We start from the raw sequence: 14342 nt of genomic DNA on the forward strand, positions 1-14342 counted from the left end.
GATTCACGAGATCAGGTGAGCCCTTATCGGATACCGGTGCATGCGCTTGAGCAGGCGTGCGATTGAAATTAGCGATGGCGGTGATAGCGCGCGGCCGGCCCTTGATGCCGCAAGGGTTTGCGGGCTGCGGCCCTGATGGTGGCGCCATCGGGCGTTTATCCGGCGCGGGATTTTGTGAGCACCATTTCACAGTTGCCATTGGTGCACCGGCGTGCCGGCGGTGCCGCAGAGACGGCGGCGGCAACGTGCGCAGCGGCCAGCGCGGCAGCTCGCTGTTGGCGCAAGGCGGCCGTGATGCCCTCACCCGTGGTGTGGATCACGCGCCGGACTGCGCCTGTCGACAGCAGCGGCGCACGACACGCCCTCGCCGGGGCTGACCCGCGCTTGAGGGACCGAAGACCGATGCGCCACCAATGCACGGCAGCCCTTGGCAAACGTGGCATCGGCCCACTGCTGCATCCCTGTCCCGCACACCGACGATCAACCAGCGCGCCGACTGGCCCACCTGGCAGTCAGCGCCACCAGCTTTCTCTTCATTACGGCAGGCGGATGCCTATGCCATCGCTTCGTCGGCATCCAGCGCAACCGCCGCCTGCTGGGCACGATCGAAGCGTTCGCGTGCGGAGCGGATGGCGGCATGGTTTTCGCCTGCCCAGTTGAGCAGCTGCGAGATCGGGTCGAGCAGCGCCACGCCGAGCTTGGACAAGGCATATTCCACGCTGGGCGGCTTGGTTGCGTAGACCTTGCGGGTGATCATGCCGTTGCGCTCGAGGTTGCGCAGGGTCTGGGTCAGCATCCGCTTGGAGATGTCCGGCACGGCGCGCTGGATGGCGCTGAAGCGGGAGGGACCGGGGATCAGCGTCAGCAGGATCAACATGGTCCATTTGTCGCCGATCTGATCGAGCACGTCGCGCACCGGGCACTTGGTCGCATCGAACGGCATGCCTTGCAGGGACGGCGGCGGTGGAAACAGAGCAATCGCGTTCACTGGGATATCTCACGGTAACCAGGGGGTGGAAAACTGCCTCCTTGCGGAGGTTTGAACGGCACTGACAATAGGTGCGCGGACCAAGAGTCTAGATAGTAGACCACACCTCTTATCAATACCTACTGGAGTTCACCATGGCACACACCTCCCCCCTGATCCTCGTCACCGGCGCCAGCGGGCAGCTGGGCGCATTGGTGGTCGAAGCACTGCTGGCGCGTGTCCCGGCCGGTCGGATCGTAGCAACGGCCCGCGATACAGCGTCACTCGCGCAGTTCGCAAAACGCGACATCAACGTGCGTCGCGCCGACTATGCGGACCCGCAGAGCCTGGACCAGGCCTTCGCGGGCGTGGGCCGGGTGCTATTGGTGTCGTCCAACGCGGTGGGCGAGCGCGTGCCGCAGCACCGCAACGTGATCGAGGCGGCCAAGCGCGCCGGCGTGGACCTGCTGGCCTACACCAGCGTGCTGCACGCCGATACCAGCACGCTGTCGCTGGCACCCGAGCATGTCACCACCGAAGCGCTGCTGCGCGACAGCGGCGTGCCGCATGTGCTGCTGCGCAATGGCTGGTACACCGAGAACTACACCGGTTCGATCGCGGCCGAAGTGGCGCATGGCGCGGTGATCGGCAGCGCCGGCGAGGGCCGGATCAGCGCGGCCACGCGCGCCGACTATGCCGAGGCCGCCGCAGCGGTGCTGGCCGCCGACACGCCGCAGGCCGGCAAGGTCTACGAGCTGGCCGGCGATACCGCCTTCACGATGGCCGAGTACGCCGCCGAGGTGGCGCGGCAGTCCGGCAAGCCGGTGGCCTACCACGACCTGCCCGAAGCCGACTACGCGGCGGCGTTGGTGCAGATCGGCCTGCCGGCCGCCTTCGCACAGGTGCTGGCGCAATGCTCTGCGTCCTCGCGTGGCGGCAGCCTGTTCGACGACAGCCACACGCTGAGCCAGCTGATCGGCCGCCCGACCACGTCGCTGCCCGATGCGGTGGCGGCGGCGTTGCAGGCGGCGCCGGCCGGCTGAGGCGAGCCCTGGCATCGCGCTGCTCGACACCCTGCAGCAGCACTGGCCCGGCAACCTGCCAGGCGTTGAGTGATCCGGCGAAGGCGGGCGACGACCCGCCTTCGCCCCGCTCTGATTCACCGCCCCCTCGCCCGCTCGCGAGAGAGGTAACCGCCGCGCCGCGGCCCTGTACGGCGTGCGCCTGCGGCCTTGCACGGGCACCCGCATCCTGCTTCACCGTCTCCGCGTGGCCCTGCGTGGCCTGGTGCCAGCATGGCACCACAGGCGCCCGGCGCCCGACCTGCGCGCCGATGGGCCCGCCTTCCGTGCGTCGCACAACTGACACGCGCCGGACACGCAGCTGACACAGCCTTGCGCCTTGCAGGCTGCCGATGTCACCAAACTGACATCAAATCTAAATATAACTGCACGCATTGCCGCACCGTCAGGACGACCGGTCGCCCTGGTGGCGTGCCGGTGCCGTGTTCGCCGCCCCGCCGGGCAGCGCCGGCCTGATGCTGCCGCCGACCCGTTTCCCTTGCACGAGCCGGACCCATGAAAAAACGCAATCTCGCCACCGTCCTGTGCGCCCTCAGCGCGACCGCCAGTGGCAGCACGCTGGCTGCCGAGCTGGAGCTGTACGTGGACCGCAAGACCAAGCAGATCTTCGCCGAGCCGGCCCCGGGCCGCGACAAGCTGGGCAAGTTCGTGCAGGTGGACGAGAACGGCAAGCTGCCGGCGTCGGCGATGCCGGCCGCCCCGGCATTGCCGCCCGCCCCCGCAGCGCCGTTGCCAGCCGATACCGCCATCGCCCAGGCCGCACCTGCGCCCGTGCCCGCACCAGCGCCGGCCAAGGCCAGCGAGGCCGGCAAGAAGTGGTACGACAAGCTGAGCCTGCGCGGCTACACGCAGATCCGCTACAACCAGGGCATCGGCGGCGACGCGCAGGATCTGCGCGCGCCGGGCGACCGCTTTCTTGGCAACGACCAGAGCCTGGGCATCCGCCGCGCGCGCCTGGTGCTCAGCGGCGATCTCAACGAGCACGTGTCGCTGTACTTCCAGCCGGACTTTGCGAGCACGCCGACCGGGTCGACCACCTCCAACTTCGCGCAGCTGCGCGATGCGTATGCCGACATCTACTTCGACAAGAAGCGCGAGTACCGCGTGCGTGTGGGCCAGTCGAAGATGCCGTACGGCTGGGAGAACCTGCAGTCCAGCCAGAACCGTCTCACGCTGGACCGCGCCGACGCACTCAACTCCGGCCTGCGCGACGAACGCGATATCGGTGCGGTGTTCTACTACAGCCCCACCGTGGCCAAGGGCCGCTTCCAGGACCTGGTCAAGTCAGGCTTGAAGGGCTCGGGCGACTACGGCGTGATCGGTGCCGGCGTGTACAACGGCCAGGGCGCCAACCGCGCCGAGCGCAACGACAGCATGCATGCGGTGGTGCACGCCACCTACCCGTTCAAGTTCGCCAACGGCCAGTACCTGGAAGTGGGTGCCGACGCCTACAGCGGCCGCTTCGTGCCGACCGCGGCGGCGGTCAACATCGGTGGACGCAGTTTCACCCCGGCCATCACCGACCCGAACGGCTACACCGACCAGCGCGTGGCCGCGCACATCATCTACTACCCGCAACCGTTCGGCCTGCAGGCCGAGTGGACGGTGGGCCGCGGCCCGGAGCTGGATGTGGAACAGCGGCGCATCCGCACCCGCTCGCTGAGCGGCGGCTATGTGCAGGCGATGTACAAGCACGATGGCAGCTACGGCACCTTGCTGCCGTACCTGAAGTGGCAGACCTACCGCGGCGGATCCAAGTTCGATACCAATGCGCCGCGCATGCGCCTGGACGAAGTGGAAGCCGGCGTCGAGTGGCAGCCGATGGATGCGCTGGAACTGGTGTTCGCCTATTCGAAGATGAAGCGCACCGACGTCACCACCGCGCCGTACCCGGTGGTGGAAGGCGACCTGCTGCGGCTGCAGCTGCAGGTCAATTACTGACCCCTGCCAGCCGATGAATAACGAACAAGCCCCCGCATGCGGGGGCTTGTTCGTTGTTGCTCCACCGGTCGTGACCAGCCGTGGCGGCGGCAGGATCGTACTCGCCCCGGCCCTGGTGCCTTGACCGCCGATCCAGTGCCGGCACCGGCGTGCTAGCGGGCTGCCAGCTCTCCACGAATGATCTCTGCGCCTGCACTGAGCGCCTTGAGCTTGCCCCTTGCAACGTCCCGGGCAAGCGGCGCCATCCCGCAGTTGGTGGACGGGTAGAGCTTGTCGGCATCGACAAAGCGAAGCGCCTTGCGCAGCGTCTCGGCCACCTCCTGCGGTGTTTCGACGGTATTGCTCGCCACGTCGATGGCCCCGACCATCACCTTCTTGCCGCGCACCAGTTCGATCAGATCGATCGGCACGTGCGAGTTGTGGCATTCCAGCGAGATGATGTCGATCGACGATGTCTGCAGCTTGGGAAACGACTCTTCGTACTGACGCCACTCCGAGCCCAGGGTCTGTTTCCAGTCGGTATTGGCCTTGATGCCGTAGCCATAGCAGATATGGACGGCGGTCTCGCACTTGAGCCCTTCGACCGCGCGTTCGAGGGTGGCCACCCCCCAGTCATTGACCTCGTCGAAGAAGACATTGAAGGCCGGCTCGTCGAACTGGATCATATCCACGCCGGCCGCTTCGAGCTCCCTGGCTTCCTCATTGAGGATCTTGGCAAATTCCCATGCCAGCTTTTCGCGGCTTTTGTAGTGCGCATCAAACAGGGTGTCGATCATCGTCATGGGACCGGGCAGCGCCCATTTGATCGGCTGCCGGGTCTGCTGGCGCAGGAACCTGGCATCATCCACGAAGACGGGCTGGGGGCGGCTGACCGCGCCAACCACGGTCGGCACGCTGGCGTCGTAGCGATTGCGAATCCTGACGGTTTCGCGCTTTTCGAAATCGACGCCACTGAGGTGTTCGATGAAAGTGGTGACGAAATGCTGGCGGGTCTGCTCGCCATCACTGACGATATCGATGCCGGCATGCTGCTGTTCCTGCAGCGACAGGCGCAATGCGTCCTGCTTGCCTTCGATCAGTTCGGCGTCCTGCAGCTTCCAGGGAGACCAGAGTTTTTCCGGCTGCGCGAGCCAGGAAGGCTTGGGCAGGCTACCGGCGGTAGACGTGGGGAGCAGCTTTTTCATGATGAGTGGTGTCTTGCGTTCCTGTTGATTAGACAGCGTGGCTGGAGGCCCACTGCGCGAGCATCGTCCCGTAGGGCCTGATGAAGTGCTCCTCGGTGAATTTCCCCTGCGTCACCGCGAGCTGGCTGCGCTCTTCGCGGTCGTAGACGATCTGGGTAGCGGAATAATCCTGGTGCTTCAGGCTCGGCTGGTAGATGGCCCCTGCCGCGGAATTGGCGTTGTAGATCTCTGGCCGGTAGATCTTCTGGAACGTTTCCATGGTGCTGATGGTGCCGATCAGCTCGAGGTTGGTGTAGTCGTTGAGCAGGTCGCCGATAAAGTAAAAAGCCAGCGGGGCAACGCTGTTCGGCGGCATGAAATAGCGCACCTGCAGGCCCATCTTGGCGAAATACCGATCGGTCAACGAGAAGTCGTCCTGCCGGTATTCGATGCCCAGGATGGGGTGCCGGTTTCCGGTTCGATGGTAGACCCTGCTGGTGGAGACGCTGATGCAGATGACCGGCGGTTTGGTGAAACGCGCCGTGTAGGCGTCCGAGTCCACGAAGTGCTTGAACAGCGTTCCGTGCAGGCTGCCGAAATCGTCCGGGATGCTGAAGCCGGACGCATCCTGATTGTGCGCTGGCAGCAGCACGCTGAAATCGTAGTCGCGCACGTAGGAGGAAAAATTGTTCCCTGCAATGCCCTCGATGCGCGCGCCGGTGGTCTTGTCGAGGATGCTGGGCTTCAGGATCTCAATCAGCGGAAAGGCATCGCTGTGTTCGCGCGCATCGATGTGCATCTGGACCGAGATGATGTCCAGCTCGACAGCGTAGCGGTCGCGCCCGGGGTTATCCCAATGCGCCAGGTCGTTGCAGCGGTTGTCGATCATCGCAAGCGTGTTGCGCAGGTTTTCCTGCCGACGCTGCCCTCTGGCCAGGTTGGCAAAGTTGGTCGTGTTGCGCGTATTGGCCGCGGGACGGTAGTCCTCGTCAAACCGGACGCTGTTGATGCTGAAGGTGAATTCTTGAGTCATTGCAAGCTGACGCCTTGTTTCCGAGTTGAATACGAGCGCAGGTCTCGGCGCAGGTATGGATACCCGCCGGGTGGATGCCGCCACTCCGGACCGGCGCGCAATCACCCACCGATCCTGTGGCCGGCGACGGGTGTGGCGGCCCGCCGAGCAGCCGTGGGCTGGATGGCCTCAGGCCGCAGCCACGTCTTCTGCAGCGATGGCACGTGCCTGCCGCGTCAATGCGATCAGCGGCAGTGCCCGCTGCACCGCCAGCCTGGCCCGCTCGGCCAGAGCCTCGTTGTGCACGCGGTAGTCCAGGAAGTCGCGGTCGGTGGCGTAGACGCCCAGTGGCAACGTGCGTGCCTGGAAGAAGCTGAAAAGTGGCCGCAACTGGTGGTCGATCACCAATGCATGGCGCTCGCTGCCACCGGTTGCCGCCAGCAGCACCGGCGTGTCGATCAAGGCATCCTGGTGGATGAAGTCGAAGAAGTGCTTGAACAGCCCGGTGAAGGAGCCGCGATAGACCGGCGTGGTCACCACCACGACGTCGGCCTGCTCCACCGCCGACAGTGCCTGCTCCACCGTCGCCGGCAGCTGCGAGCGCCACACCGCACCGGCAAACTGCGGTGCCAACGCCCCGAGTTCCACCAGCTGTTGCTCGCACGGCACGGCCTCGGCGATCAGGCCCAGCAGGTGCTCGGCCAGGGCGACGGCCTTGGAGGGGCGCTGCAGCCCGCCGGAGACCGCGACGACACGGAGGGGATGTGGCACGTTGACAGTCATGCGGGGTTGACCTGAAACGACGAACTCCGATGCTAGGGCTCGCATTCAATGAAGTAAAATGGTGTTATTTCAACAATCCATGAATTCGGATCATCTGAATGCTTGAGCGCATCCATCTCACCATCGTCCAGCAGGTCGAGCAGCAGGGCTCGCTGACCGCCGCCGCAGGTGTGCTGAACCTGACCCAGTCGGCGCTGAGCCACAGCATGAAGAAGCTGGAGCAGCAGCTGGGCACCGACGTGTGGCTGCGCGAAGGCCGCAACCTGCGCCTGACCCAGGCGGGCCAGTACCTGCTGGCAGTGGCCAACCGGGTGCTGCCGCAACTGGACCTGGCCGAAGAGCGCCTGGGGCAGTTCGCGCAGGGCGAACGCGGCGCGCTGCGCATCGGCATGGAATGCCATCCCTGCTACCAGTGGCTGCTCAAGCTGGTGGCGCCCTACCTGGCCACCTGGCCGGACGTGGATGTGGACGTCAAGCAGAAGTTCCAGTTCGGCGGCATCGGCGCGCTGTTCGGCTACGAGATCGACCTGCTGGTCACGCCCGACCCGTTGTACAAGCCCGGGCTGCGGTTCGAGCCGGTGTTCGACTACGAGCAGGTGCTGGTCGTGGCCAAGGGCCATGCGCTGGCGTCGGCGGCCTACGTCAAGCCCCAGCAGCTGACCCGGGAGGTGCTGATCAGCTATCCGGTGGACCTGGAGCGCCTGGACATCTACAGCCAGTTCCTGCTGCCGGCCGGGGTCACGCCCCGGCGCCACAAGGCCATCGAGACCACCGACATCATGATGCAGATGGTCGCCAGTGGCCGCGGCGTGGCCGCGATGCCACGCTGGCTGGTGGAGGAATATGCGTCCAGGATGGACGTGGTGCCGGTGCGGCTGGGCGCGCGCGGCATCCCCAAGCAGATCTTCCTGGGCGCACGCGAGGCGGATATCGCCGTCGACTACCTGCGTGCCTTCATCGAACTGGCGCGCCAGCCCGCCAATGGCACCGCCAACACCACCGCCGACACAACGACCACTCCGCCGGGAGCCCACTGATGGACAGCATCGCCACGCGCACGCCACTTCCACTGCCTGCCGGCCACGACAAGGTCTTGCTGCATTCCTGCTGCGCGCCATGCTCGGGTGAGGTGATGGAGGCCATGCTGGCGTCCGGCGTCGACTACACCATCTTCTTCTACAACCCCAACATTCACCCGCGCAAGGAATACGAGCTGCGCAAGGACGAGAACATCCGCTTTGCGCAGCAGTGCGGCGTGCCCTTCGTCGATGCCGACTACGATCGGGACAACTGGTTCGAGCGGGCCCGCGGGATGGAGAACGAACCCGAACGCGGCATCCGGTGCACGATGTGCTTCGACATGCGGTTCGAACGCACCGCGCTGTATGCGCACGAACACGGCTTCCCGGTGATCACCAGCTCGCTGGGCATCTCGCGCTGGAAGAACATGCAGCAGATCAACGACTGCGGCGTTCGCGCTGCGGCCAGGTATCCCGGCCTGACGTACTGGGAGTACAACTGGCGCAAGGGCGGCGGTTCCTCGCGCATGGTCGAGATCAGCAAGCGCGAGAACTTCTATCAGCAGGAATACTGCGGCTGCGTCTACTCGCTGCGTGACACCAACCGGCACCGCGCCGAAAGCGGTCGCAATCGCATACAACTGGGCGTGAAATTCTATGGCGATGGGGAACAGCAAGACTAAGCGCCTCGCCAGGGCAACGACGCTGTCCGGGATTTCAGTCTGTGTCATGGCGCCCTTCCCGCTCACCCAGGGCCCACGTAGCGGCGCCACCCAATGACCACCAACGCACGGCAAGATCGTTTGACTCATCCGGTTACGCACCGCCTGGCCAGCACCATCACCGATGCCTATTCCCTGGAGGTCAGCGCAACCGCCATTGCCGGGCTGAGCGCAGCGGCGCCCGCGATCATGCGTGGCGCGACCATTGCCATCCCCTACCTGCCCAACCAGGACGACGCCGCGCGGCTGGCCGCCGCATGCATGGTGCGCAAGCTCGGCTTTGCGCCCATGCCGCACCTGTCCGCGCGCCGCATCGGCTCGCGCGACGCACTGCACGCCTTCGTCAGGCGCGCCGTCGATGAGGCTGGCGTCGAGCGTTGCCTGGTGATCGCGGGCGATCCACCGTCGCCGATCGGGCCGTTTCCGGACAGCGTGACGCTGATCGACACCGGGGTCTTCGAGCGCTGCGGCATCCGGACCATCGCCGTGGCAGGGCATCCGGAAGGACATCCGGGCATGCCTGCAAGCGAGCGCTGGGATGTGCTGGAACGCAAGTGTCGCAGCATCGCCGAGCGCGGCATGGCACCGCTGATCGTCACCCAGTTCGCCTTCGATGCCGACCTCGTGCTGACGTGGTTGCACGCGCTGCGCGCGCGTGGCATCGCACACCCCGTGCGGGTGGGCGTGCCTGGTCCCGCCGGCGTGGCGGTGCTTGCGCGCTATGCCGCACGCTGCGGTGTCGGCGCCTGCACCGCGATGCTGTCCAAGTACGGCATCTCGCTGGGCAAGCTGTTGGGCACCGCCGGGCCGGATCGGTTTGTCGATCGCCTGGCCACCGGCCTCACCGGAACGCATGGAGAGGTCAGCCTGCACTTCTTCCCGTTCGGCGGCATCGCGCAGACGGTCGCGTGGGTGGAGCAGTACCGCGCCCGCACCGCGCCGCACCGCGCCGACTGACACCTGCCGGGCACGCCGCGCGTCATCGGCCGCAGACCTCGAATGGGCGAGCACGAACGTGCGGGTGGGCGAGCTGTCCACGACCTGGATCACAGTCTGGAATGCTTCATTTCTGTGGCTGTGCTTGCGGCGCGCCGGGTGCTGCAGCGCACAGCGGACCTGTCACACGGGCGCGGTATAACCATCGGCGAATCGCGGCGAGGGGGCGCTGCATCCGGTGTCGTTGCACTGCGCGACGGCATCGCTTCTGCAACGTTCAAGGAGAGATGTCGCCATGCCGAAGCCGTCGCTGTTGTCCTTGCTGTGCACCCTGTCGCTGGTTTCCCTGCCGCTTGCCGCGGCCGAGCTGCAGCCCAAACAACTGGCTGGCCCGCCGGAGGAGTTCGCGCAGATGCGCGCACCCGACCCGGCCGAGTCGGCGATTCTGTCCAAGAGCGCCTTGCTGCCGGTGGAATTGACGCCAGCCGGCAACTCCGCACGCTGGCAAGGCACGCTGCCGGTGGAAAACGGCCATCTACGTTTCATGGTGCTGGCCGGTGACCAGCCGTGGGAGGCGGCGGTGACTGCACCACGCATTGCCGGCGCGCGCGCGGCCGCCGTTGCTCCGCAACTGCAGGCGCAGCGCACGCTGCTGGGCACCGCAGAAAGCGGCACCAGCGGCATGCGCTATGCGGTGGAATCGGCGCAGAACGGAGCGTGGTCGCTGACCCTGCAATCGGCAACGCCGGTGGCGCAACGCGGCTATGTGCTGATGGAAGGTGATGCACGCACACAGCTGGCCTCGTACCCGCGCCATCGCCGGCAGCAGGTCGGCCAGACGCTGACGCTCAACGCACTGCTCAGCGGCAACGATGCGCGCGGTGCCACCCTGCTTGCCGCACAGGCCGGGCAGATCGACACAGCGAGCCTGCGCGTGATCGATCCGCAAGGAGGCATCCGCACGGTACCGATGGCAGACGACGGGCAACACGACGATGGTGCTGCCGGCGACGGCGTGTATGGCGGCACGTTCCAACCGACGGCCGAAGGCACCTGGATTGCGCAGGTGATGGTGCGCGGTCACGACCAGGCCGGGCAGCCATTCGTGCGGACCAGCGAGCACGTGTTGCCGGTGCTGGACACCTCGCTGCGCCTGCTCGGCAATGCCCTGAGCGCACGTGCGGCCGACGGCACACGGCTCAACATTGCCTTGCCCATCGCCGCACGCGGCAAGGCCCCGTCGCATTACCGCGTGTTCGGCCAGGTCTGGGGCACCGATGCCAAGGGCAGGCAGGTGCCGGTGGCGTGGATCGGCGGCATGCTGACACCGCAGCAAGGCCAGCTGCCGCTGAGCCTGGACGAACGCTGGGTCGCGCGTGCCGGTGCGCGTGCGCCGTTCACGCTGCGCGGGCTGCGTATCGAAGATCCGGACCATTACATCCCGCTGGTGCAGGCCGACACGCTGCCCTTGCAGCTGCCCGCGTTGCGCCGTGCCAGCATCGCGCGGTCTGCCGGTGCGATCGACGAAAGCATGCGCATGGGGCCGCGCCCGACAACGCTGGCCAGTGCCAGCGCAGTGGCGCAACCGCAGGCAGCCGGCTCGCAATTGGTCCTGGTGCACGGCTATTGCTCCAACGGCGTGTGGCCGCAGGCGCAGTTCACCAATGCGTCCTCGTTCCTTGATGCCAAACAAAACCGCAGCAACGACCAATTCGCACAACGGTTGGCGCAGTTCGCCAGTCAGTGGTCCTCGTTCGCGACGGTGGCACACAGCCAGGGCGGCATGGCCGCGCTGCATCTGTATACCTACTACTGGAGCGGGCTGGATAACGCCACAGGTGGACGGGTGATGCAGTCGGTCGGCACGCCGTACCAGGGCACCAATCTGTCCGGCATCCTGGCGGCGGTGGGCTCGTGGTTCGGGGTGGGTTGCGGCACCAATACCGACATGACCTACGACGGCGCCAAAGCCTGGCTGGCCGGCATTCCGGCCGATGCGCGCGCCAAGGTCAACTACTACACCACCTCGTTCGCCAAGACCAACTGGTACACCAACGACTACTGCAACGCGGCCTCGGACCTGGTACTCAACGACCCGGAAGATGGCACCGTGGAGCAGGTCAACGCGCAGCTGCCGGGCGGCGTGAACCGTGGCCACACCACCGGGCAATGCCACACCACCGGCATGCGCGACCCGGCGCAATATCTGGACGCAAGCCGCAATGCAGTGATGAACGCCAACGCCGCGAAGTGATGCGGCATCCATTGCAGGGTCCGTGGCCGCCCACCACGCACGCCGTACATGCGTGCGTGGTGGTTCCGATGCGGCCTGCCGCCTCGGCTCCTGCGAAGGTAGGCGGACAAGCCCGCGCTGCGACGAGGTCCGCGTGATGCGGGCAGCGCGCACCGCGCTGCCCGCCATCCACCGCCTGCACGGGCTGCACGGTCCCGACGACGACATTGACGAGCCTGCACCCCACCCTTCGTAGGAGCGTGCCAGCGCGCGACGCACATTGCCGAAGAGTCACCGACTGCAGGTCGGTGACCCAGCACACTCACACCCTCAACCAACGCGTCGACACCGCCACGCCTACCATCAACACCGCGACACCAAGCAAGGCGCCGACCAGGCCGATGCCATGCGCGGCGAAACCGATCAGCGCCGGCCCGGCCAGGATGCCGGCGTAGCCCAGGGTGGTGACCGCGGTGATGGCGATGCTCTCCGGCATGCGCGTCTGGTTGCCGGCCAGCGAGAACAGGGCCGGCACGATATTGGCGCAACCCAGCCCGACCAGCACGTAACCGGCCAGCGATGCCTGCCACGGGCTCACCAGCGTGAGCACCAGGAAGCCGGCGCTGGCCAGCAGCGCGCCCACCACGATCGAGCGGATGCGCCCCAGGCGCTCCACCACCGCATCGCCGAGCATGCGCGTCACCGTCATGGTCAATGCAAACGCCACATAGCCCACGCCGGCGGTGCTCGCGGCAACCTGGTGCACATCGGCCAGGAACACCGAGCTCCAGTCCAGGATGGTGCCTTCGGCCAGGAACACCACAAAGGCCAAGATGCCGATGAACAACACGATGCCCCTGGGCAGGGCCAGCAACGGCCCCTGCTGCGCCACGCGCTCGGTGCGCCAGTGGCGCACCGACAGCACGCCGACCACGAGCATGGCGATCACCCCGGCGAGCGCCGCGCTCAGCGGGGAAACCCGCGCCGACAGCAGCAAGGTCATCGCGCCGGCGCCAACGAAACCGCCGATGCTGAAGAACGCATGGAATCCGGACATCATCGCGCGCCGGGCATCGCGCTCGACCACCACCGCCTGCATGTTCATCGCGCAGTCCATCGCGCCCACGCCGGCACCGAACGCGAACAGCACCGCGCCCAGCACCCACGGATTGGCGACAACGGCCAGCAGCGGCAGGCTGATGCAGATCAGCGCCGCCGTCACCGCCATGACCGCACGGAAGCCGAAGCGGGCCGACAAGGCACCGGCCAGCGGCATCGCCAGAAACGAGCCTGCCCCCAGGCACAACAGGATCAGGCCGAGCGCGCCATCGTCCACGCCGGTCCTGGCTTTGGCAAACGGCACCAGCACCGCCCAGATCGCGGCAGCAAAGCCGGGAATGAAGAACGCCGCGCGGGTGGCGTGCTGTTGCGCGCGAGCGCTGGAGCCGGGGACAAGCGACATGCAGGCAATTCCAGGAGGGAGTGGCGGACGGAATGCGACGGTGGCGCCAGGCCGGCGCGTTCGCGGGCCGGGGGGGGCTTGAGCACCACGCCACCATGCGTGCTGCACGCGTCCCTGCGCCATGCGCAACGGTGCGCTAGCGAAACACCACCGTGCGATGGCCATTGAGCACGATGCGGTGTTCGACATGGCGACGCACCGCACGCGCAAGCACCAGCGATTCGGTGTCGCTCCCCAGCCGCACCAGGTCGCGCGGTGTCATCGCGTGATCCACGCGCGCCACGTCCTGTTCGATGATCGGGCCTTCGTCCAGGTCTTCGGTGACGTAGTGCGCGGTGGCACCGATGATCTTGACCCCGCGTGCGTGCGCCTGGTGATACGGCTGCGCGCCCTTGAAGCTGGGCAGGAAGCTGTGATGGATATTGATCGCGCGCCCCGCCAATGCGCGGCACAACGCCGGCGACAGGATCTGCATGTAGCGCGCCAGCACCACCAGATCGATCTGCAGCGCTTCGATGAGGGCAAGCAGCTGCGCTTCCTGCGCAGCGCGCGTGTCGGCGCTCACCGGCAGATGGTGGAAGGCGATGCCGTAGGAGGCGGCCAGCGGCGCGAAGTCGGTGTGGTTGGACACCACGGCGGCGATATCCACCGGCAATTGCCGGCTGTGCATGCGGAACAGCAGATCGTTGAGGCAATGCCCCTGCTTGCTCACCAGCACCAGCAGCCGCGCGCGACGGCGCGCATCGTGCAGCTGCCAGTCCATCTGGAATTCCTCGGCCAGCTGCGCAAAGCGGCGTTCCAGCCCGGCAATCTCGGTGCCCGGCGGCTTGTCGAAGTGCACGCGCAGGAAGAAGCGGCCACTCTCGTCGTCGCCGAACTGCTGTGCGTCGAGGATGTTGCAGGCCAGGTCGAACAGCAGCCCGGTCACGCGATAGACGATGCCGGTGCGGTCGGGGCAGGACAGGGTAAGGATGTAGTCGGAGCGCATCGGCACAATGATAGCCAATGCACCCGGCTGCGGG

The 14342-nt window shown here is 66.5% G+C and carries 12 protein-coding genes; 6 read left to right on the forward strand and 6 right to left on the reverse strand.

Annotation, left to right across the window (positions count from 1 at the left end):
* Positions 1-553: 553 nt before the first annotated feature.
* Positions 554-988, reverse strand: coding sequence for a helix-turn-helix domain-containing protein (locus tag EO174_RS00360; protein ID WP_104583885.1), 435 nt, complete (start codon positions 986-988; stop codon positions 554-556).
* Positions 989-1122: 134 nt separating this feature from the next.
* Here EO174_RS00360 and EO174_RS00365 point away from each other — a divergent pair, with 134 nt between their 5' ends.
* Together EO174_RS00365 and EO174_RS00375 are read left to right on the forward strand one after the other, a co-directional pair.
* Positions 1123-2010, forward strand: coding sequence for an SDR family oxidoreductase (locus EO174_RS00365; RefSeq protein WP_119129346.1), 888 nt, complete (start codon positions 1123-1125; stop codon positions 2008-2010).
* A gap of 534 nt (positions 2011-2544) precedes the next feature.
* The gene (locus tag EO174_RS00375) at positions 2545-3990 is read left to right on the forward strand and encodes an OprO/OprP family phosphate-selective porin (protein WP_126941587.1); all 1446 of its coding nucleotides are present in this window, start codon (positions 2545-2547) and stop codon (positions 3988-3990) included.
* Between the two features lie 152 nt (positions 3991-4142).
* Here the strand turns inward: EO174_RS00375 and EO174_RS00380 are convergent, their stop codons facing one another.
* From EO174_RS00380 to msuE, 3 genes are all read right to left on the reverse strand, one after another.
* Entirely contained in the window at positions 4143-5174 is a 1032-nt protein-coding gene (locus EO174_RS00380; RefSeq protein WP_126941588.1) for a methionine synthase, read from the reverse strand.
* A 28-nt stretch (positions 5175-5202) separates the two neighbouring features.
* On the reverse strand, positions 5203-6186 hold the full coding sequence (locus EO174_RS00385; protein WP_119130251.1) for a DUF1852 domain-containing protein: 984 nt from the start codon (positions 6184-6186) through the stop codon (positions 5203-5205).
* Between the two features lie 168 nt (positions 6187-6354).
* Complete coding sequence (gene msuE, locus EO174_RS00390) at positions 6355-6948, reverse strand: FMN reductase (RefSeq protein WP_164739280.1); 594 nt, start codon at positions 6946-6948, stop codon at positions 6355-6357.
* A gap of 98 nt (positions 6949-7046) precedes the next feature.
* Here msuE and EO174_RS00395 point away from each other — a divergent pair, with 98 nt between their 5' ends.
* The 4 genes from EO174_RS00395 (at position 7047) to EO174_RS00410 (ending at position 11879) form a co-directional block, all read left to right on the forward strand.
* A complete protein-coding gene (locus EO174_RS00395; RefSeq protein WP_104583889.1) occupies positions 7047-7985 on the forward strand; it encodes a LysR family transcriptional regulator in 939 nt (312 codons plus the stop codon).
* Positions 7985-8650, forward strand: a complete 666-nt coding sequence (locus tag EO174_RS00400; RefSeq protein WP_126941589.1) for an epoxyqueuosine reductase QueH — start codon at positions 7985-7987, stop codon at positions 8648-8650. Before EO174_RS00395 ends, EO174_RS00400 begins: the two co-directional genes overlap by 1 nt.
* Positions 8651-8743: 93 nt before the next feature.
* On the forward strand, positions 8744-9646 hold the full coding sequence (locus tag EO174_RS00405; RefSeq protein ID WP_126941590.1) for a methylenetetrahydrofolate reductase: 903 nt from the start codon (positions 8744-8746) through the stop codon (positions 9644-9646).
* Between the two features lie 274 nt (positions 9647-9920).
* Positions 9921-11879: a choice-of-anchor X domain-containing protein gene (locus EO174_RS00410; RefSeq protein ID WP_164740020.1), complete on the forward strand. Its 1959-nt coding sequence runs from the start codon at positions 9921-9923 to the stop codon at positions 11877-11879.
* 301 nt (positions 11880-12180) lie between these two features.
* On the opposite strand, the gene EO174_RS00415 is transcribed toward EO174_RS00410, so the two are convergent.
* A complete protein-coding gene (locus EO174_RS00415) occupies positions 12181-13320 on the reverse strand; it encodes an MFS transporter (RefSeq protein WP_126941591.1) in 1140 nt (379 codons plus the stop codon).
* A gap of 136 nt (positions 13321-13456) precedes the next feature.
* Positions 13457-14308 (reverse strand): formyltetrahydrofolate deformylase, encoded by an 852-nt coding sequence (gene purU / locus EO174_RS00420; RefSeq protein ID WP_164740035.1) that lies wholly within the window; start codon positions 14306-14308, stop codon positions 13457-13459.
* Between the last annotated feature and the right edge of the window lie 34 nt (positions 14309-14342).

Origin of the sequence: Xanthomonas sp. BRIP62418 (assembly GCF_003993495.1) — a bacterium.
GTDB lineage: Bacteria > Pseudomonadota > Gammaproteobacteria > Xanthomonadales > Xanthomonadaceae > Xanthomonas > Xanthomonas euroxanthea.

What these genes read in the sequence shown, in the direction of transcription:
- EO174_RS00405 (WP_126941590.1), top strand. Translation starts at nt 8,744, where the DNA reads ATGACCACCAACGCACGGCAAGATCGTTTGACTCATCCGGTTACGCAC.
- EO174_RS00375 (WP_126941587.1), top strand. Translation starts at nt 2,545, where the DNA reads ATGAAAAAACGCAATCTCGCCACCGTCCTGTGCGCCCTCAGCGCGACC.
- EO174_RS00365 (WP_119129346.1), top strand. Translation starts at nt 1,123, where the DNA reads ATGGCACACACCTCCCCCCTGATCCTCGTCACCGGCGCCAGCGGGCAG.
- EO174_RS00415 (WP_126941591.1), bottom strand. Translation starts at nt 13,320, where the DNA reads ATGTCGCTTGTCCCCGGCTCCAGCGCTCGCGCGCAACAGCACGCCACC.
- EO174_RS00385 (WP_119130251.1), bottom strand. Translation starts at nt 6,186, where the DNA reads ATGACTCAAGAATTCACCTTCAGCATCAACAGCGTCCGGTTTGACGAG.
- purU (WP_164740035.1), bottom strand. Translation starts at nt 14,308, where the DNA reads ATGCGCTCCGACTACATCCTTACCCTGTCCTGCCCCGACCGCACCGGC.
- EO174_RS00400 (WP_126941589.1), top strand. Translation starts at nt 7,985, where the DNA reads ATGGACAGCATCGCCACGCGCACGCCACTTCCACTGCCTGCCGGCCAC.
- EO174_RS00410 (WP_164740020.1), top strand. Translation starts at nt 9,921, where the DNA reads ATGCCGAAGCCGTCGCTGTTGTCCTTGCTGTGCACCCTGTCGCTGGTT.
- EO174_RS00380 (WP_126941588.1), bottom strand. Translation starts at nt 5,174, where the DNA reads ATGAAAAAGCTGCTCCCCACGTCTACCGCCGGTAGCCTGCCCAAGCCT.
- EO174_RS00395 (WP_104583889.1), top strand. Translation starts at nt 7,047, where the DNA reads ATGCTTGAGCGCATCCATCTCACCATCGTCCAGCAGGTCGAGCAGCAG.
- msuE (WP_164739280.1), bottom strand. Translation starts at nt 6,948, where the DNA reads ATGACTGTCAACGTGCCACATCCCCTCCGTGTCGTCGCGGTCTCCGGC.